Annotated in this window: 20 protein-coding genes; all 20 read right to left on the bottom strand. The window is 47.0% G+C overall.

All coding sequences use genetic code 11. From position 1 onward, the window contains the following. Nucleotides 1-78: 78 nt before the first annotated feature. Entirely contained in the window at nt 79-1,098 is a 1,020-nt protein-coding gene (locus OIU26_RS08795) for a phage tail protein (protein ID WP_264216569.1), read from the bottom strand. Between the two features lie 15 nt (nt 1,099-1,113). Continuing rightward, on the bottom strand, nt 1,114-1,503 hold the full coding sequence (locus tag OIU26_RS08800) for a phage tail-collar fiber domain-containing protein (RefSeq protein ID WP_264216570.1): 390 nt from the start codon (nt 1,501-1,503) through the stop codon (nt 1,114-1,116). 41 nt (nt 1,504-1,544) lie between these two features. Then, nucleotides 1,545-2,333: a YmfQ family protein gene (locus OIU26_RS08805; RefSeq protein WP_264216571.1), complete on the bottom strand. Its 789-nt coding sequence runs from the start codon at nt 2,331-2,333 to the stop codon at nt 1,545-1,547. A gap of 41 nt (nt 2,334-2,374) precedes the next feature. Continuing rightward, nucleotides 2,375-2,638 (bottom strand): hypothetical protein, encoded by a 264-nt coding sequence (locus OIU26_RS08810; protein WP_264216572.1) that lies wholly within the window; start codon nt 2,636-2,638, stop codon nt 2,375-2,377. Nucleotides 2,639-2,697: 59 nt separating this feature from the next. Then, nucleotides 2,698-3,309, bottom strand: coding sequence for a hypothetical protein (locus OIU26_RS08815; protein WP_264216573.1), 612 nt, complete (start codon nt 3,307-3,309; stop codon nt 2,698-2,700). A gap of 12 nt (nt 3,310-3,321) precedes the next feature. Further along, the gene (locus tag OIU26_RS08820) at nt 3,322-6,045 is read right to left on the bottom strand and encodes a hypothetical protein (RefSeq protein ID WP_264216574.1); all 2,724 of its coding nucleotides are present in this window, start codon (nt 6,043-6,045) and stop codon (nt 3,322-3,324) included. 1 nt (nt 6,046) lies between these two features. Beyond that, on the bottom strand, nt 6,047-6,598 hold the full coding sequence (locus OIU26_RS08825; RefSeq protein ID WP_436449104.1) for a YmfQ family protein: 552 nt from the start codon (nt 6,596-6,598) through the stop codon (nt 6,047-6,049). Nucleotides 6,599-6,713: 115 nt separating this feature from the next. Beyond that, a complete protein-coding gene (locus tag OIU26_RS08830; RefSeq protein ID WP_264216576.1) occupies nt 6,714-7,865 on the bottom strand; it encodes a baseplate J/gp47 family protein in 1,152 nt (383 codons plus the stop codon). Next, nucleotides 7,865-8,335 carry a DUF2634 domain-containing protein gene (locus tag OIU26_RS08835; protein WP_264216577.1) on the bottom strand — a complete coding sequence of 157 codons (471 nt, stop codon included), beginning with the start codon at nt 8,333-8,335 and terminating at the stop codon, nt 7,865-7,867. The genes OIU26_RS08830 and OIU26_RS08835 overlap by 1 nt, the downstream gene beginning before the upstream one ends. Continuing rightward, complete coding sequence (locus OIU26_RS08840; protein WP_013369781.1) at nt 8,322-8,729, bottom strand: hypothetical protein; 408 nt, start codon at nt 8,727-8,729, stop codon at nt 8,322-8,324. Before OIU26_RS08840 ends, OIU26_RS08835 begins: the two co-directional genes overlap by 14 nt. Continuing rightward, the gene (locus OIU26_RS08845) at nt 8,722-9,699 is read right to left on the bottom strand and encodes an XkdQ/YqbQ family protein (RefSeq protein WP_264216578.1); all 978 of its coding nucleotides are present in this window, start codon (nt 9,697-9,699) and stop codon (nt 8,722-8,724) included. The genes OIU26_RS08840 and OIU26_RS08845 overlap by 8 nt, the downstream gene beginning before the upstream one ends. Further along, nucleotides 9,696-10,337 carry a LysM peptidoglycan-binding domain-containing protein gene (locus OIU26_RS08850; RefSeq protein ID WP_264216579.1) on the bottom strand — a complete coding sequence of 214 codons (642 nt, stop codon included), beginning with the start codon at nt 10,335-10,337 and terminating at the stop codon, nt 9,696-9,698. The genes OIU26_RS08845 and OIU26_RS08850 overlap by 4 nt, the downstream gene beginning before the upstream one ends. A gap of 36 nt (nt 10,338-10,373) precedes the next feature. Further along, the gene (locus tag OIU26_RS08855) at nt 10,374-12,389 is read right to left on the bottom strand and encodes a hypothetical protein (RefSeq protein WP_264216580.1); all 2,016 of its coding nucleotides are present in this window, start codon (nt 12,387-12,389) and stop codon (nt 10,374-10,376) included. A gap of 21 nt (nt 12,390-12,410) precedes the next feature. Beyond that, nucleotides 12,411-12,542 carry a hypothetical protein gene (locus tag OIU26_RS08860; protein WP_019686368.1) on the bottom strand — a complete coding sequence of 44 codons (132 nt, stop codon included), beginning with the start codon at nt 12,540-12,542 and terminating at the stop codon, nt 12,411-12,413. A gap of 23 nt (nt 12,543-12,565) precedes the next feature. After that, entirely contained in the window at nt 12,566-13,000 is a 435-nt protein-coding gene (locus tag OIU26_RS08865) for a phage tail assembly chaperone (protein ID WP_007429164.1), read from the bottom strand. Nucleotides 13,001-13,099: 99 nt separating this feature from the next. Further along, nucleotides 13,100-13,507, bottom strand: a complete 408-nt coding sequence (locus OIU26_RS08870) for a phage tail tube protein (RefSeq protein ID WP_016821317.1) — start codon at nt 13,505-13,507, stop codon at nt 13,100-13,102. Between the two features lie 122 nt (nt 13,508-13,629). Then, the gene (locus OIU26_RS08875; RefSeq protein ID WP_025678600.1) at nt 13,630-15,096 is read right to left on the bottom strand and encodes a phage tail sheath family protein; all 1,467 of its coding nucleotides are present in this window, start codon (nt 15,094-15,096) and stop codon (nt 13,630-13,632) included. Between the two features lie 2 nt (nt 15,097-15,098). Continuing rightward, nucleotides 15,099-15,317: a hypothetical protein gene (locus tag OIU26_RS08880; protein ID WP_013369774.1), complete on the bottom strand. Its 219-nt coding sequence runs from the start codon at nt 15,315-15,317 to the stop codon at nt 15,099-15,101. Between the two features lie 10 nt (nt 15,318-15,327). Next, nucleotides 15,328-16,296, bottom strand: a complete 969-nt coding sequence (locus OIU26_RS08885; RefSeq protein WP_264216581.1) for a hypothetical protein — start codon at nt 16,294-16,296, stop codon at nt 15,328-15,330. 345 nt (nt 16,297-16,641) lie between these two features. Continuing rightward, nucleotides 16,642-17,496: an aminoglycoside 6-adenylyltransferase gene (ant(6), locus tag OIU26_RS08890; protein WP_264216582.1), complete on the bottom strand. Its 855-nt coding sequence runs from the start codon at nt 17,494-17,496 to the stop codon at nt 16,642-16,644. Nucleotides 17,497-17,557: the final 61 nt, after the last annotated feature.

The following is a 17,557-nucleotide window of genomic DNA, read 5'->3' on the forward strand; positions in this document are numbered from 1 at the left end:
GCCCCCGATCACGGTGGGGCAGAAAAAAAGCGTATCCAAATTGGATACGCTGGTTAATCTTTTACTCATAACAACCACCTACCACCCGATAGCTGTAAGATAACTTTGATAGTACCAAGTGATGCTGCCCGTAATATCACAGCGCAATTTGACCCCACCTTTTAAGTTAAAGTCTCCTGGGATGTTGATTGATATCGTCGGGCCACCAGTCCCCTGCTGTGCCGATCCCGTATAAAAAATAACACTAGCTGTTCCTACTGCCTTGTCGATTTTGAATCCAGTACAGTAGTAGGTAGAACCACTTTTCCAAGGTTCACGGTGTACTGGAAAGTCAAACCGTCTACCGGAACCATCCAGCATGTAGAATAAAACAGTAGCGTCCTGACTCATGGACATATAAAAAGCCGAACTGAGCCCGGGGCCATATGACAGGAGTGAACCGGAAGCCAGGCTGTTAAACCCAGCAGGCATCGTGAATAGGTCGCCGTTAGCCGTTCCCCGCTGAATCGTTTGAACCTTATATTTCATTTGTGCAGATTGTGCTATTTTCGAGATGAGACTATTAAAGTCCTCTGACATTGTAGCCGATCCTCCATTGGCAATGATTTCGGCTACCAAGCGTTGCTTGTAGTCATTGCCAGATTGAAAAGCCTGTTCGGCCCGATTGTAAGCTTCATTCGCTCGATCATTAGCAGCTTTTACCGCACTAGGCGTTGCTGCCTGATCTGTAGCTGTACTCACTGTGGAAGTATTAAGCTGCACAATCCCTCTCGCCTGTGTTGACGCAGAAGGCAAATCTGATGCAGGGTGACTATGCTGCTTAGGAGCTGCATATTGCTCTGTATACTTCTTGGCATTTCCCTCTGCTGCGCTCCAGGCCGCTTGTTTGGCTGCCGTAACATGGATCTCTGTATTGCTGGCATGATTGTCTAGCGCTTCCTTGGAAGCAACCCCGTTTCCAGCCAGGTCCTTTTTGATATTTTCAACCTGTGCGGCCAATTCCTGATCGTTTGCATAAAGAGTATCAATGGGGACATTCAGAACGTCCGCATGTCCTTGGTCGGTAGTAACAAATCTGCGTGGTTGCTGTATACTCATTATTTTTCATCCTCCTTAATAAATGTCGTCAATTTCGAAAATAAACTCCATGTCACTATCTTTCACTTTATTAGTCATCGTACGGACAGCTGTTAATTTACCAGCTGAATCTACCAGCGCAAGCTCATTAATAGCCTCGCCCACCAATTCATTTTCTGCCAGTGAGCAGGTATAACGGATGGTTGCAGGAGCAATGAATTCTGAATTGGTAATATCCTTCTGAATCAGTTCCTTTTTCAACACCTGTTCTGTTCCCTCCAATGGCAGTGGCTTCCCCGCTTGATCCACACCCCCACTACCAAACGCCATTTTTACCACTTTTGTCAGCATTCCTCCTTCAGCGCGGGCACGTGCCATTTGTTCCCTTGCGTAAGCAGTTGTAACTGTCAGAACTTGTTCTGCCATACTTATCATCCCTTCTATCTTTAAGATAATTTTTTATATATTTAAATTGAAATGACTTCCTCGGTTGAGCTTAACATCTGACTCCCATCCAGCATCATGCTGCCATCTAATTTCCAATAATGGTTTCGAATTTTCACGTTGCCTTCCTGATGATGATCCATTCGATGCTTGATGACTAGTCTCGTACGGTTGAAATATCGCATAGGTTCCTCTGTCCATCCGGACAAAGAGGCTATCCCGTCCAGTAGCTCGACACCATCTAAGTACCATGGCTTCCCACCAAAAAAGCGGACTCTCGAAAGTAATCGAATACGAGAAACCATTTCATTCTCATGAAGAAATGCAAGCCTAGTTTTGTTATTCATATAAAATGCAAGATGAGCAGGCTTAATATCCTCGATGATCTTTTTGAAATCCATCATATTTTCAGGAATACGGTTTTCAAAACTTATACCAAACTTATATTCCATCGGATGAAAGTCTACTTTCCCTTCCACACCAAAAGAGTTCATGATTTTCCGTACTAAGTCTCCTGAAAATTTACCGCTTCCACGGAGTTTCGACTCCACAACAGAACGTCGCTGTTCCAACGGTTTTTCCAAATCGACCAGGATACCTAACTCCATCTCCCAGCTTTCCAGCGCCCAAGTGGCTGTGCGAACAAAAAATTGCGCCAATGTTTCATCCAGCGCGAGATATAGAGCATCTAGTTCGCTACCCTTTGCATTCATATCTGCATACATTACGCGAGAGGTTTCGTAATAGGTTGGCAGATAGGAGAATAGCTCTTGTCCACGCGAACTGCACATTAGATCCATTCTTTCATACATACTCACTCCTCCTTTGAGTACAGGCATTTTTGCTCTGTGCTCTATACCGTCTTACGGAAAATAGAGCTATACCATTTAACCGTTTCTCGCTGTGCACTAGAAACCTCCATAGATGGTGAATACTCTACGCTATCCGATCCCAGATCAGAACGATGGGACAAAATCATTTCCTTCACTTGTTTACGTTGTTTTTCATCTAAAGCGTAGCTTCCAATAATAGTTGCTATATTACCTTCTCCCCGATCATAGCGGGTAACACAAGCATAAGCACAGATACGCAATTGAGTCTCTGTTACAGCAGTCATAGTTATGACTTCACCTCATTTGTATAGATTTTTACAGCTAAACAGGAGTCAGTACTTGGTTATTTTCCTGTGTTACCAAGCATGAGTTGGGTCAGCGTTACTTCGAGATCTGCAATACGCTGCTTCAATTGATCTGTCTCACTTGGTTGTTGCTCTGCTTTTTGTGTCAGTTCCTTAATCGTCTCGGTACTTAATCCTTCACTCCAGAACGTCGTTGGATCTCTTCGTTCTGGAGCTGTAAATGTCTGAGCAAGATATACAGGCTCGTTCCCACGCTCATTTTGCGACGTGTTTTGCCATTCATCATACAGCTTCTGATATGCAGCTTGAGATTCCCTACTAATTTTCTCGTACTTCTTTTGGGCCTTCAACAGTTCTTCAGAGTATGCCCCTTCATAGGCCAGCCAGCCTTGGATATCAAAAAAAGGTTGATATAGACCTGGTGGTACTGGGATTGCTACCGTGTAGCCAGCAGGAATGTTTTCTGAATTCGTTTCACCATTGCTACTAGAACTACTGGCATTAAGCTGGTAGATTTCTAGCTGCTCGTCAGTGTCAGATAGTATGAGTGAAGTTGGGGCATAAAAAGGGACGACACCCGAAAAGGCATCGTCCACTAGCTTGTCCTCCAGATAGAGGCCATCCACATTTACTATAGGTGCTACTTTCATATATTATCCTCCTTAAACTTCTCCTATAAATTGGACAGCATCTAAACGTATCCAACCATAGCCCCCTCTGCCTACTACTTCAACACGTCCGTCAGGGGATATTGCAATTACGGCGGTTTTGTCAGCGGAGACCGCATCAGATGCTGCGCAGGTTAATACCGTTAGGATTTTGGGCCTGTATCCTTCCGGTAACCTAAAAAATGTGACAGTTGCATTTGAAATCGGTACTTTTATTGACCCGTGCATCTTAATAAGATTATTTGACATTTTTAGGTACTGAGGCCACATATCCACTGACGACGTTTCTGCTGTAACGCCATTAAGCAGTGTAGGTGTAATCCACGACGGGTTATCCTTGTCTGCTTTTTTGTTCTCCAGCACTGACACACGCGATGTATTCTGATGTACGCTATCTACCAAGTCAAGTAGTAACGTCTTTTCGTTTGCGGCAAAGAAGCCTGTGAATGGAATAACATGTGAACGATCAAACATTAAGTAGGTAGTACTATAAGACGACGATAAATCGAAATTAGCAGCTAATGTATACACTTGCTCTTTACCATAGGTGGATTGGTATTGATCTGAAACTGTAGCAGTTCTCCATGACAAATCTTTTTTACCATCTTTATAAACGGCTAGGATTTTATTTACTCTATTTTTTAAAATACTCGGATCATCTGTACGACCATTAATATAATAGGCCCCATTTGTGTAAACAGCCTTTGACCGTTCACGTAATATAATTCCCGTCCCGACTTCAACCTGATTCTCACCCTCTATAAAGGTTAACTGTCCCTCGCTAACGATAGGTTCAACAATAGGCGCCTCAAGCTGATAAATGAGTTGTTGCGTTGTCCAAATTCCATACCTTGTGTATGCCAAGGAAGCTATCCCTGTTGTTGGTAATGTTGTAACGAAAAACGTTGCAGATGGCGTACCGTTAGCCACATAAATAGAATCTATTGGGCACCACGCCTTGCCTGCTGCTTCGTTATTAAAGGGTTTGCTTACATCCCCTTGTCCCGCAAGATACATCTTCCAACCATTAAAATATGCTTTAATTTCGTCCGGTGTCGGTATATAGCCGTCCCCCCATCCGCTATCTGCAACCGACACGCCTATTTGAAAATTATCGTACGTGCCATTACTACTCGAGGAACCTATATTGAGACTGTCAGATTGACTAGTAACAGTTGCGTAATCCGATTCTTTAATAACCTTGCCGTTAAATTTAACAAATACCCCCGTACCGTCAATCGCCGGGGTGATTCCGTTGTTTGGTGAACCTACCGTTTTAATCCCGTTTACCGCTGTGTAAAACGCATACTCCCGGTTATCATCCAGCACTAGGGTTTTCCACTTCTTAGACTTAAAGTATTGGCCCTCCCGCTCAAATACCGTATCCGCATTTTCGCCCGTAACAGGATCGGCATAGAGGTCCGTTTGTAATGCCAGTATGGAGTCTTCACGGGGTTTGAACGGTTTTGCAGTACTTCCGATGTTAAGCATCATTTCTGAAAAGACAAACGTACCAAAAACACCTGTGTCCGCTCCAACTATAATACGCAATCCATGTGTCCCCGCAGGAGTTGTAAACGTCTGTGACAAAGTGTACTCACCGTTAGCTACTGCGTATGGACCAGTGTCTAAGGGTTCCCCAACATAATTCCCGAAAGCATCTAGTGCGCGAATATTATAGTATCCACCTGCACCAATAACTCCACTGATATTAGATACTGACACTTTCATAGATAAGGTGTAAACTTTACCAGCTGTAGCAGGAAGGTTCCAAGCATACAAGCTATATCCCGCCGTACTCTTAGTGATAGTGGCAGCATATGAAGCAGTAATTTTTTTCGAACCTGTGTTCACACTGTGTTCAGCTTCATAAATGCTAGGCAATAAATTCTCCCCATACCGAATCGCATACGGATTACACACAGGCATTATGCTGTCTACATATGGATATTTGATAGCTACCTGTTCAGGTGGCATATTGTTAATTGCTATGGCCTCAGAAGGACTCAGTTCGTATACAGCTATTTCATTAAAGTAAGCATACTGCCCAACAGATCCGCGAGAAACGGCATAAGGGATAGGTGCTTTAGTCGCTTTTCTAGCATCATATACTGCATAACAAAAAGTAAATCCCTCTGAATCCGTAGTACTCATATCTACCGCATATGCAATTTCGTCAGTCAATTGAATATACGCTCTAGCATCATTGCCTGAAAGATTCCCATTTTTAACATAACCACGGATCAAATAAAACGGCGCCCCCTCTCCAAATTTAAGAGGCACACCATAAGCTCCAGCTATCCCAACTGGTGTTGAACCTACGATAACCTTAAGAGCATTGTTACCTGAAAGATTATTACTTGAGCTTAGTTCCAGCTTTGCTGTGTTGTTTACAACTGACCAACCTGTCAGGCTTTCCATCCCTCCAGAGCGTCCCAACAAATTCACCAACGTACGCCCGCTCAGCCCCGTCAATGAAAATGGGGCAGCCTTTTCCGCATGAACAATCTGTACCCCAGGTTCCAAAGTTACCGCCTTGCGTTCCGTCGTATCGAGACGCTTCTTAATCTCATTTACACTGTTGTTCACACCACCAGCAAATTTATCAATAGCCCGCCAGTTTTGATCCAAATACTTTTCCAAATCAAAATATGTGGTTTTGGGTGATGTGCGGTCAATTTGATTTAAACCAAGATTCGGTGTTTTTTCGCTTGCCATGTTATGCGCCACCTCCTAAATACCTATCCTGTGTTGTATGTTCATTTTCATAGAGGGTCATAGACTCTACTTCGGCAATGGTCAGGTAGCGTAATTTGTACTCCACCGCCATATGAGCAGGCTTGATCTCCTCAATGGCTGCTTTAAGATCCTCCACGTTGGGTGGAATCCCAATGGTATCTATAAATTTGACCGTAAATCCCCATTCGGCGAGGTGAAAAGTAACATCTACCGTGCCTCCGTCATACGCTTCAGCTACGTTTTTTACAAGACGGCCGGAAAAAGTTCCTGCCCCTCGCAGCTTTGATTCCACCACTGCACGCCGTTGATCCAATGGCTTCGCCAGGTCGATTTCGATCCCCAGCTCCATTTCCCAGCGTTCCAACCCCCAGGTGGCAGTACGTACGAAAAACTGTCCCACCGTTGCATCCATTGCAAGATACAAGGCGTCCAATTCGCTTCCTTTAGCATCCATATCGGAACGCATCACACGTGAGGTTTCATAATAGGCGGGCAAATAGGAAAGCAGCTCGCGTCCCCGCTCGCTGCTCATTTGATCCACTGTATCTCCCGCTATTGCTACCCTGTTAGCAAAAGTGCCACTACGGTTTGCGCGTTTTCCCTGGTCTGTGTTATTTAATAAATCTTCAAAACTGTTCGTTTCATCGTTACTCACTGACGCTCACCGCCCCCAGCACGGCTACCTGACCTGATCCAATCTCAATATTCTGATTGCTCAGTCCATTGATTTTCAGTTCAGAGAAATCAATAATAATTGGAATGTCCAGCAGCACAGCGGAAATCCGGGTGTACCGTACCAACGGATCTGCCTTATAAAAAGCAAGCTGCTTCAAATACGTCCGCACACCGTTTTCGATCAGCTTTTTGATTTCATCCAGCGTGGATGGCTTCTCTTTGGTGCGCTGTACCTTGACCGAAATGTTTATTTCTACTTCAGCCGCTGGCATGACTGTCACCACGGGGCCCGCTGGTGCTAGCCCTTCGCCTTGCCCATCCTGGGTCGGATCAATATACTTTTGCACTGCAGCCACGATATCCAGACTGGCTGCTCGTTTATCCGTATCCAGCACATATAACCCCACTGTTCCTGGCCCTTTCCAGAGCGGAACAACCTCCACGCCACCAACGCCAGCTATCTCATTCGCCCACTGGGTATACTGCGCCTTGTTACCGCTTGTGCCCTGATTCCGCACCTTGGCATAAAAACGCTCCAGCAACAGTTGGTCGCTCTCAACGTCTGTGCCGCTTTTGGTTTCCTCCGTATTGATCACGGAGGAAACCCCGCTAATCGGAGTGGCCATTACCTGGATGACACCCGCTGGCACGTTGCCGCTACGTCCGGGATTGACCGCCCGAATGATTGCTTCTCCTGTACCCTGTTCATCCAGCGTGACCGATGCCGTGGTCGTATACTCAATGGAGGCTTCCCCGGATACATCATCTGCCGGAGTCGCCACCAACGTTCCCGCTGGGACAGTTGTTCCCGCTGTGCCTGTGAACCTGACCTTACCTGAAGCCGCAACGGCTTCCCGCCGTGTCACTCCATGTTCTGCTGTCCGCAAATCCAGCTCCGGCGAGCGAAAGTCCAGGTTGTCACTGGCTGCTGTGCTGGCAAAACCCCGACGCAACAGCTCCTGTGCCCAGATCGCCGCTTCAGAGAGCATAAATGCCACCGGCGCCTGCGCATCCCAAATAAAAGAGCCCTCAGACTTATCGATGTCCGAGGGCACTTTTTCCAGCATCCGATTTAAAATTTCTTCTTCCGTCTGGTCTACCAAATATTCCGGCAAGTCTGCCATTAGATCACCACACTTTCCACAATTTCCATTTCATCCCGCACGTTCGTAATCTGGCAGCTAAAATAGCATGCCTCGCCTTCCCAGCGAAACGTGAATTGATCCACACTAGCCGTACGTGCATCTGCTAGCAACGCCTCTGTGACCATGCGTTTAATTTCACTTTCCTGCACAGCGTGCCCATAGCTGCTGCCAATCAGCTCCTCCAGCTCACTTCCATAGTCAGGTGAATAGATCACATGACGGTAGCGAGGAGTGCGAATCGCTTTTTCACACCACTGTACCCAGGCTTCTTTCTCGCCTGTAGTCACGATTTTACGGCTAGGGCTCATAACAAACTCGCCGGCTTCAAAATCAAACCTCCAGCTTCGCCCAAATACCGCACGATTATCCTCCAGCACATCTGGATCGGTCACATCTGTGTCTGTCCAAATCATATCGTCTGTTTCTGGAAACAAATTAGCCACGTCCATTCACCACCTTGCACACGACCACCACATCGTTGCCACTATTCACTCGCACCGCCAGTACACGATCCCCAGGCTTAAGTCCTTTGTTCAGACTCAGATTTACATCCTCCAGCTCATCTTCCCCGATATAAAAGGAAGTTTTCAGCTCTTTGCCTTCCCAATTTTCTGATTCCACCGAGGTTGAGGTACCTTTGTACATATGACGTGGTACAGATAGCAGTCCCGGCAGCTCGGCGACTAGATAATCCTGAAGCTCATGTTTAAAATCGTCCAACTTGAGTCCTGTGGAGGTGATGGTACCTAATACTGCACCTACTCCACTCAACGCTTGCTTGGTATGTTTATGAAATGAAGATTGCAGCGCAGTGGCTAAATGCCCGTAGGGGTCCTTATTCAAGGTAAAACCTCCTTTTTACATCGTCATACGTTCCGAGCTCCAGCGACATACTGCCAGGGTTGCCCAATTCCCTGCTTACTGAAATTACCAGCAGCTTCATGGTCCCTAACATTACCGCGTCTCCTGCTCGAATCGTGTTCATATCTGGCGCATTTACCGATATCGTTTGTTGTATGCCTCTCAGCTTACTTTTGGCCAACTCACGTGCCGCCGCACCCGATTTCACCTCGTCATCCTGTACGATCACCTGAAGTGTTCCATATTTGGCAATGTCCTTTTCCTCAAGCGCCATCACCTTGGAAGGAACCTCTTTCCCTGTTTCACTGGCCGCCGTAGCCAACACCTTTACTCTCGTGGCTGCGCCTTCCAACGTTCGGGATTGTGTCGTATCGGTCACTCTCTCCAAGACGTACACATCTTTGTTCGTGCCCAGTTCGTACAGCTCCAAGCCGGAAGAAATCATACGTGGATGATACAGCTTCCCCCCCGCCTTGGCTGTCTCCCGCAGATCGCCCAGCATCATGGAGTAAATGGACTGTGTTCGGTATACAGCGCGCCCGAGCTGCTTTTTTGTGTCCGGCAAAGAAGCGATTTTCAGCTTCCAATCCCTCGCATATTTCTGAAAACGCTGGGTAGCCGTCTGCTTGGCAGGGAGCAAATATTCATCCTCTGACTTGTCTAAATACACCGTACGGTCATATAGCGTCAGCGTCATACGCTTGAGTCCGTTGTTGGAGGTTTCCACTTCCCAGATCACCGCTGGAGACAACAGAGGAACATAGTCTTTTTTACCATAAGGAATACCGCTAACCCGGATTGACATCCCTGGAGAAATGGCAGGCATATCGGACGTAACGACCAAATTGACCGTCCCCTGATAGGCGATTTGCTCCAGCGAATCCCTCAAATTAATGTTCTCCACAAGCGGCGACAGATCATATTTATCTTGTAAAATGACTTTATAGCTCATGATAGCACCAGCTTTTGCCCCGGTTTAATCGCATTCGGATTTTTCCCGATGATCTTTTTGTTAAGCTGATAAATACGACTCCATTGGGAGCTGTCTCCCAGCTCCAGTTTGGCAATTTTGGACAAGGAATCTCCCGATTTAACCGTGTAAGTTTTCTTTTTTTCTTTCATATCCGTGCGAGGCTTTTTGTTGACTGTCGTGGACTTCGAGCCAGCGCCAGCTTTTTTGGCTACTTTCATTTCACTCCAGGTTCGTAGTGACAAATCAAAATTCACATCCCCATATTCCCCGCCCCGAAAGGTTGAATTATGAGAAGCCACAATTACCGGCACATTCACGGCTGTCTCCGTAATGATAAAGCGTAGCGGGCTCTTGGATAACAAAAAGCCATTCAACGTATTCATGGCCTCCTGCGGATCAGGGATGTCTTCGTATGTGCAATACGCTGGATTGTATTCTTTCGGAAAAAAAGAAGAGAAGGAGATTTCCTTCACCTTCTCTCCTTGTGGGAAGTCAAACTCCCCATAGGATAAAATCGTCGTTGTATCAAATCCCTTTTGCCGTGAGATCGTCACTTCCTCAGGATTTACTGGAAACTGAAACTTTTTTCCCTTACCATCCGTCAAACTAAATTCCATCTTTCTCCTCCTTCCCTATTGCTACCATCTACTGCATTACATAGCTCCAGCGCCCGTTGGCTTGGTGTTCTGCGTTGCACGCAAAATTTCAGCTTTGAGACGGTAGCCAATCTGCGTAATAAGCCCATCTACATCCAGCTTGTTCTCATGCACAGTGACCTGTACAGCCCCCGCAGGAAGATTAAATTGATTGGTGGTTTCGGTTTTAAAATCCTTCAAAAAGCCAGACAATGTTCCCATTTGTTCAGGACTGATCTGTACTACTTGATGAGTGGGATTACCGTTGGCCTTACCTTTAGCTTTGGCGCCATTGTTAGCATGCGCCGCAGTGTTCAATAATGGACTTGGGTTTACACCCTGGTTAGCGATAGCCATCGGTCCATAAGGATTAGGGACGCCTTTGGCACCCGGTTGTGGAGGTCCATACATTACTTGAGAGCCGGGTGGTAACCCCGGAAAAGGTGGCATAGGTGTTAACGGTTTGGTAACCACAGCCACAGCAGGTTGAGGCGGTACGACAGGTTTAGGAGCCTCAGGTGGCTTAGCTGGCTCTTTCTTAGGTTCATCTTTTTTACCGAAAGAAAAGAAATTAGAGATGCTATCACCAAAGGCTTCGCTCTTCTCAGAAAGCCAACCGGTTACTTTGGATGCCTTCTCCTTAATTTCAGAACCATGGTCTGATATCCAGCCGCCCACTTTTCCCCCTAAAAAGTCACCCGCTAAACCGCCTACATATGAGCCAACGGCAGTACCAACACCCGGAAGCAAGAATGTTCCTATAGCTCCGCCTACCGTACTCCCAACCGCTCCACCTACGGTGGAACCAATCGCTTGTGCACGTTCCTTGCCCGGAGCTGCTGTAGCTATGCTTGCTGCATCTGCCAGAACCCCAAGAGGCCCACTAATGAACTTTTTGCTTACACCAAGACCTTTACTCACTTTTTCAACTAATCCGCTATCACTTACCATATCCAGAACAGAAGAAGCATCTATATCTGTTCCACCAGCTAGCAAGTCGCCTGCAAAGCTAAGAACGCCACGCGACTTGGAAGAGCGGCGACCATGAGGACTTCTCGGATTATTTCTTGGACTTGGGACTCTTCGGTTAGGATTAATTCGTGGATTGGATTCTGCAGAACCTGCGCTTCGTCGTCCGTTCCTGTTTCCTGGTGTTGAGCTCCGATCTCCAGTATTAATCCTTGCAATCTCTCCGGCTCTTGAATTAAAATCTCCTTGACCACCTGAGGATCGACGACCACCGCCTCTATTTCCGGACCTTCTGCCCCCTGAACGTTTGTTCCTTCTTCCCGGGCTATTTCCGCCGCCACCGCCAAACCCGCCAGTAGATTTATCAGAGGTAACTTGAATTAATTTCTTTATTAATTCTTTAATCTCCGAAAGGTCCGTGTTACCTGTCGCACCTTCCGTGTTACCTTCTGCAGCTTCTTCTTTTTTTGAAGAAAAGAGAGTTTTTATTGCACCTTTTGCTCCACCTTCTCTCCAGGCGTCTTTTGTTGCCGTCCACTTCTCTTTTCCTTTTGAAATTGTTTCTGGAATTTTTAGGATGGTTTGAGCACTTAAATCCTCACCTGTCACCCCTTTGTATACTTCCTGTACAACCTTGGCTGGTTCATTATACTTTTGCAGCGCCTCAGCCCAATCAGGAAGCTTTTTCTCCTCTGCTTTAGGCTTGTCTTCTTTAAAGAAAGCATTAAGTTTAACTGCTTTTGTGTTATCTTCTAGCGCCTTTTTAAGATCAGCAATGCCGTCAATGGAAACACTACTGCTGCTCTTCACCTTTAAATCTACATTCCCCGAGGCGTTAATAATCTGGGATTTGACCCGATTAATTTTGTTCAACAGATTATCCAAGCCTTTGGAGGCCATATCGTTCAGTACAATTTCCGGAGCCATTCGGGTACGTCCGATTTTCAAAACACGGCCTTGAATCCGCTCAAAATAACGTTCCATTGCACGCAATTCTCTGTTCGCCTTAATGACGTTTTTGGGATCGATCACAAGATTCATGCGGTAATTTAATGCTTCTGCCATTTATTATGTTCACCTCCTTGTTTATGCTTTTGAAGCTGCTATGCTATCCATTTCCTGTTCGGCAAACGCCAGCAGCAGCATGCGCTCACCGCGGGGAAGCCGCCAAAAGTCTCCGGGACGGAGGTGGTGCCGGACCCACAAGTGGTACAGCATCGTCGTCATTCCCCCGGAGCCGATTAGTTTTTTAGATCAGCAATCTCAACTCCAAAACCGGACAGTTCCAATACCTTATCCCCTACTGCGTCCAGTTCACCCGCCAGCAGCATACGGCGGACAGACTGTTCGCCACCGGACAGCTTCAAGCGACTTGTAATCCGGGGATCTCCCCAACCGTTAAGAGACAGGCCCTTCACTTCCAACTTTCCGGTAGCTTCCGAAATCAACAAGGCGTTGAACGTCTCGGTATCTACCTTTTCATCCACAGCACCCTTCACGGTACGACGAATCGTGCAACGTTCACGAATGCTGTCTACTTTGCTAGAGGTCAGTCCGTGCAGCACAATTTTCATATCCAGGCGCTTGATACGAACGGTTTCCTCGGGCAGTTTTTCAGCGGCTTCAAACAGACTGTCCAAAATTTGTTCTTCTGTCATATTCTCATTCAAGCTCATAAGTCATTCTCCCTTATTGTTAATTTCAGAATTTCGCAAATTCTTATTTGTATTTGGGGAACGGGACACCTGACAGTATCCCATTCCCCGTTAACCAATTTAGTTCGCTACAATCGGATCCAGCAGCTCATATCCTTCGAAAGTGAAGGTCGTTTCTTCCTGCACTTCCTCGCCTGCTGTCCAGTTGGCCAGCTGGATTTTGTCAGCAGTGCAACGGATGAGACGAATACTTTCATGTCCAAAGGCTTCTGGATCATCTAGTTTGGTAATAATCTCAAAACGATTAAAGCCACGACGAATCATGTCGGACGTAACCTTGTAGCCACTCATCGTTCCTGTTCCCTTTTTGATACCACGCTTGTGCACCTTCCACTCATTGCCCACGAGATTCAACTCACGTTTTTCCATTTCCACGCTGGCTTCCAGCTTATTGATATTCGTCTGCCACACCCCATCCACATGCGCCTGACCAAACGTACCTAAAATAACTCTTGAAGCATCCAACATTTCTTTTTCCTCCTCAAAATAATTCATAATGTAGTTCGGGATTTCACAAAATCCTCGTTATTAAAAAGCGACTTTAATCCTGCTGATCGCCTGCGAAATGCTTATACACGTAAAATGCTTATTTATTGCACGTAAAATGTGCCGAACAGCTGCTCCATCACGTCGGTGAGCTTCACATTCCATTGCAGGAACACTTGATCCGGCTCCGGTTTGATGACTGGCGCATCACCGTAGTAGGCTGGGTCGAGAATGACATCGTAGCCATCTGCCTCGATCACGTTGCTCAGCGACAGCTGTGCCAGGTATTCTTTGATAGCACCGATGAGTGCCAGACGGCCTTCCACCGTGTTGTTGATTTTGCCAATGTAAGTCTCTTCGGCTGCACGCTGCAAGTCAGCGTTAATGGCATCCATGACACGGATGGAACGAATTTTCTTCCATGCGTTGTTTTGTCCGGCAGACGGGTTCACCAAGCTGTTGATTCCACGCAGCGCTTTGACCTGACGGCCGTCGAAGAACAGGAGGAACACCCCGTTACGGACAGCCTGTTCCTGCTCGGAACGTGTCCAGCGGCGGGTTACATCCTCAAAAGGCGTAACCGCGTACGTTGCGGATTGGTTCAAACGTTGGCCTGCAATCAGCCCGGCTACATAGGCAGCCGTTTGGGCGGAGCTGTAGTCCGTACCTGCCAGGCGTACACCTGTACCCACATTCACGATGCCTTCATGGTTCAGCGCCAGGGAACGTGCAGAGGCCAAGCTGACAGCTGTTTTGGACACATCGTCTGCCGCAGAACCGCCGAATACAGCGATGACGCCTTTGCCTTCGCTCCGCACACGTTTGATCCAGGCAGCAAAGCTTTGCAGCAATGCCAGATCGGCTGCATAATCGAGGGCCAGCACATTAAACTCCTGTCCTTCAAGTGCTTCCTGCATGGCGATGTAATCGGCATTAACCAGCTTGCTATTGCCGCTATTGCCGCCTGTCAGATGCACGCCGCTAACATCCGCTGGAATGCCACCTTCGCCGACAACCTCGGCCTTCACCCATACGTTTTCGCTATTTTCGTTCAGCGCTTTGGCAATCGAAGCAGCCGTACCGTCACTGCCTTTGTACGTACCCAGCAGCTTGGTTCCTTCATAAAGGCGCACCTCACGAGCTTGCTCGTCACCCAAAGTTGGCTGTACCGTTACGGCAAAACCATTACCGCGGCTTCCTGTGTACAAAGCCTTCAAACGCAGCACGTCGGTCGGGGTCTCGCCACCGCTTTTCAGCGTTACAGACGCTTCAGCAGCCGTGTCATCTGCCAACCGGTAAGCGAGCAGTTTTTTCGGACCTCCCAGCAAAGCCAGATACAATGTGGAATATGCTGTCGCACCGTTCTCACTGTCGCCGGAGAAGATTTGGCTAATAGCCGTTTCACTGCCAACCTCTACAAACTCACGTACAGGGCCCCAATTTGCCTTGACAGGTACAACGACCGTACCACGTGATCCACCTTGAATCGCTGAAGCTGCTGCTGCCTGAAAATTCATATACAAACCCGGCAATACCGGTTTATTCGTGTTTTCCCATGTTCCGCCTGCCATAATTAATCCACCTTCGCTTTCATAAATTGTTCGATTTTAGTGTGTGCTTCTGCTACCGTGAACAGCTTGTCTTGTGCGCCAAAAAAGGCGCCTGCCAGCACTTCTTCTTTCACAGAAAACAATGATTCTGCGTGCTCCTTTAGTTCCTCCAGCGTGTAGCGTGGGCCACTCGCTTCCTGCCCGTCATGTACCGGGGCCTTTTCTTGGTTTTCCAAGGTCACTCGGACCACCTCATTTCAAAATAGGATGAATTTCCACTCTGCGAATCAATGCCGCTTCCTCAGCCGGACGCATACGCCGCTGTACCAGCGTCAGCCGAAGCTGACCGTCTAAAATGGCATCTGCCTGCAAATCGGCTGATGCTTCAGCCGTAGACATATAACGGCCCTTGTCCTGCTCCAGAGGAAGCTGGATTTGAGCGGCAAAGCCTTCGACCAGCGCGGAAGCTGCGCGATTCTCTTCGGTTGTATCCGGGGCGGTAATATGCCCGATGAACCGTTTGCGGAGCTCATACATGGAAGCTCCCGCCATCCGGGTTTCGCAGCCGCTCAGCCGCCATAATACCGCGTGGCTTCCCGGCTGTGCAGGCCATGCGTCGGCGTATACCGACCACGATTCGCCCAGTTGCTTCTGCGTCCAGCGGACCAGCGCTGCCAGCCATTCTTCTGGCTGTGCTGCACCAGGTGCTGGAGTAGCCGAACCGCCTTCCGTTTCAGGCACATACACGCCAAAACGCAGCGTTCTATAGGCCTTGCCCGTAACCGTGTCCAGCTTTTCTGCATCCCGCACGCCCAAATAGTGTGCGGTAAAAGCCGACGTGTCCTCACCTTTGCCTGTCACCGATGCCCGGTGCAGTCCGGCAATCAAGGCATTCGCCCATACATCGGCCTGCGCCAGCCCCGCTTGTCCTGCGTACAGCTTGATGCGGACAACCTGCCGGTAACCGGCCCAGGAAGACTTCCAGATTTCCTCGCCTAGCGCCATAACTGCATACGGCTCCTCTGCCGTCTGTGATGGGGGCTGAACATCGTATACACGCCCTTGCAGTGCTGGAATAATGTCAATGAGCTTTTGCTTAAAGGCTTGTCTCATCCTGTGGCATGCCACCCTTGCGTATCCTGCGCTCGCATGTTGTGACTGTTTAGCCAGGCTTTTTTCCACTTCCATGTTCTCATCCGGCGCAGTCTTGTACTCATGCATTGCAGCATCCCTTGCTTAGGCAACACGACTCCTCCTTTCTATCAACGAATTCCCGGGAAGTGACAGAGACGATCACCGCATGAAAAAACCGGCCCTATTGGCCGGCTAACGTTTGACTGTGTGTGTCTTCGGTATGTCCTCTTGTCTTGATTCCCGATGATATAATCTTACACCCTTATAACGAATGCGTTGCCGGAGAACTGGACGATAAAAGTAGAGACTAGGGATGAAGTTAGGCGACATTTTGCGAACGTTTGTTCCTATGTTTAAAAATGCGTTTAATCTGATTATTGATGCTGTACACAAAAAAATAACCGCCCTTTAAAAAGGCGGTTATTATATCGTTCAATTCAATGAATTATAAATATTTACAGTGTACCTAGTAATGGCTTCATCGTATTCTGGATACTCATATTTCAAACTGCTTGCCACAGCCTTAGCGTATGTTCTAAACAATGAATAACAAGTAAGTAAAGACTGCCACATTTCTTGATAGCCGTTCTCTGAGTAAGTCGATAGTAGGCTTTTCCAATCTTCATTAGGAAGATACTGATTTATAAATTTATAGTTTTTTCCTACACTAAAGGTGTACCCTTGCTCTGATCCAATCTTCCAAGCCATCATTCGCAACAAATTAGGTCGTGCAATCTCGTTCAAATGGTCAATAGCAAACAGGATTTCTTTTCTCGCCAATCCTTTTACGATATAAGTTGAAACCATCCAAAATTCATTACAGCAATCATCAAATTCCCTTGCAGTGGGCTTTTTAATCCAATATTGATGATCGTTTGCGATCACTTCCTCTTGGATCAGCACATCCTTGTCGAGCAGAACCTCAACTAAACCATCGCTATTCGTAAAATAATCCTCTACCTCGTTTATAGGGATCAGTGTCAGATCTAATTTGTTTCCATCCTCAAAAAGAATGATATATGAAAACCAGTTACCTAGTTCTGATGGAAAAAGCTCCATATCCTCGGGTTTTTGCATCATAAGCCTATCCCCAAACACGTTCAGCCATTGATCACTTTCCTTGAAAGAATCCATATTTGTTACAAAGTAAGAAATATCATAATCTTGAAATGAATCAGGAGGAACATTGAAGTTTGTACGTGATCCTTCCATCGTGACCAATCGTATTCTTTTATCGTTCATAGCAAACTTTACAAGCATATTCATCATTTCTGGTTCACTTCTCACTACATCCGTCCTCCGTTCCCATTTTAATTGAGACCTATGCTTCTTATTCACCTTTATGGTT

The organism is Paenibacillus sp. BT-177, assembly GCF_025846815.2.
GTDB lineage: Bacteria > Bacillota > Bacilli > Paenibacillales > Paenibacillaceae > Paenibacillus > Paenibacillus polymyxa_C.

Excerpts from the sequence above, each read along its gene's own strand:
- OIU26_RS08795 (WP_264216569.1), bottom strand. The coding sequence starts at position 1,098 with ATGAGTATACAGCAACCACGCAGATTTGTTACTACCGACCAAGGACAT.
- OIU26_RS08800 (WP_264216570.1), bottom strand. The coding sequence starts at position 1,503 with ATGGCAGAACAAGTTCTGACAGTTACAACTGCTTACGCAAGGGAACAA.
- OIU26_RS08805 (WP_264216571.1), bottom strand. The coding sequence starts at position 2,333 with ATGTATGAAAGAATGGATCTAATGTGCAGTTCGCGTGGACAAGAGCTA.
- OIU26_RS08810 (WP_264216572.1), bottom strand. The coding sequence starts at position 2,638 with ATGACTGCTGTAACAGAGACTCAATTGCGTATCTGTGCTTATGCTTGT.
- OIU26_RS08815 (WP_264216573.1), bottom strand. The coding sequence starts at position 3,309 with ATGAAAGTAGCACCTATAGTAAATGTGGATGGCCTCTATCTGGAGGAC.
- OIU26_RS08820 (WP_264216574.1), bottom strand. The coding sequence starts at position 6,045 with ATGGCAAGCGAAAAAACACCGAATCTTGGTTTAAATCAAATTGACCGC.
- OIU26_RS08825 (WP_436449104.1), bottom strand. The coding sequence starts at position 6,598 with ATGAGCAGCGAGCGGGGACGCGAGCTGCTTTCCTATTTGCCCGCCTAT.
- OIU26_RS08830 (WP_264216576.1), bottom strand. The coding sequence starts at position 7,865 with ATGGCAGACTTGCCGGAATATTTGGTAGACCAGACGGAAGAAGAAATT.
- OIU26_RS08835 (WP_264216577.1), bottom strand. The coding sequence starts at position 8,335 with ATGGACGTGGCTAATTTGTTTCCAGAAACAGACGATATGATTTGGACA.
- OIU26_RS08845 (WP_264216578.1), bottom strand. The coding sequence starts at position 9,699 with ATGAGCTATAAAGTCATTTTACAAGATAAATATGATCTGTCGCCGCTT.
- OIU26_RS08850 (WP_264216579.1), bottom strand. The coding sequence starts at position 10,337 with ATGGAATTTAGTTTGACGGATGGTAAGGGAAAAAAGTTTCAGTTTCCA.
- OIU26_RS08855 (WP_264216580.1), bottom strand. The coding sequence starts at position 12,389 with ATGGCAGAAGCATTAAATTACCGCATGAATCTTGTGATCGATCCCAAA.
- OIU26_RS08860 (WP_019686368.1), bottom strand. The coding sequence starts at position 12,542 with ATGCTGTACCACTTGTGGGTCCGGCACCACCTCCGTCCCGGAGACTTT.
- OIU26_RS08865 (WP_007429164.1), bottom strand. The coding sequence starts at position 13,000 with ATGAGCTTGAATGAGAATATGACAGAAGAACAAATTTTGGACAGTCTG.
- OIU26_RS08870 (WP_016821317.1), bottom strand. The coding sequence starts at position 13,507 with ATGTTGGATGCTTCAAGAGTTATTTTAGGTACGTTTGGTCAGGCGCAT.
- OIU26_RS08875 (WP_025678600.1), bottom strand. The coding sequence starts at position 15,096 with ATGGCAGGCGGAACATGGGAAAACACGAATAAACCGGTATTGCCGGGT.
- OIU26_RS08885 (WP_264216581.1), bottom strand. The coding sequence starts at position 16,296 with ATGCATGAGTACAAGACTGCGCCGGATGAGAACATGGAAGTGGAAAAA.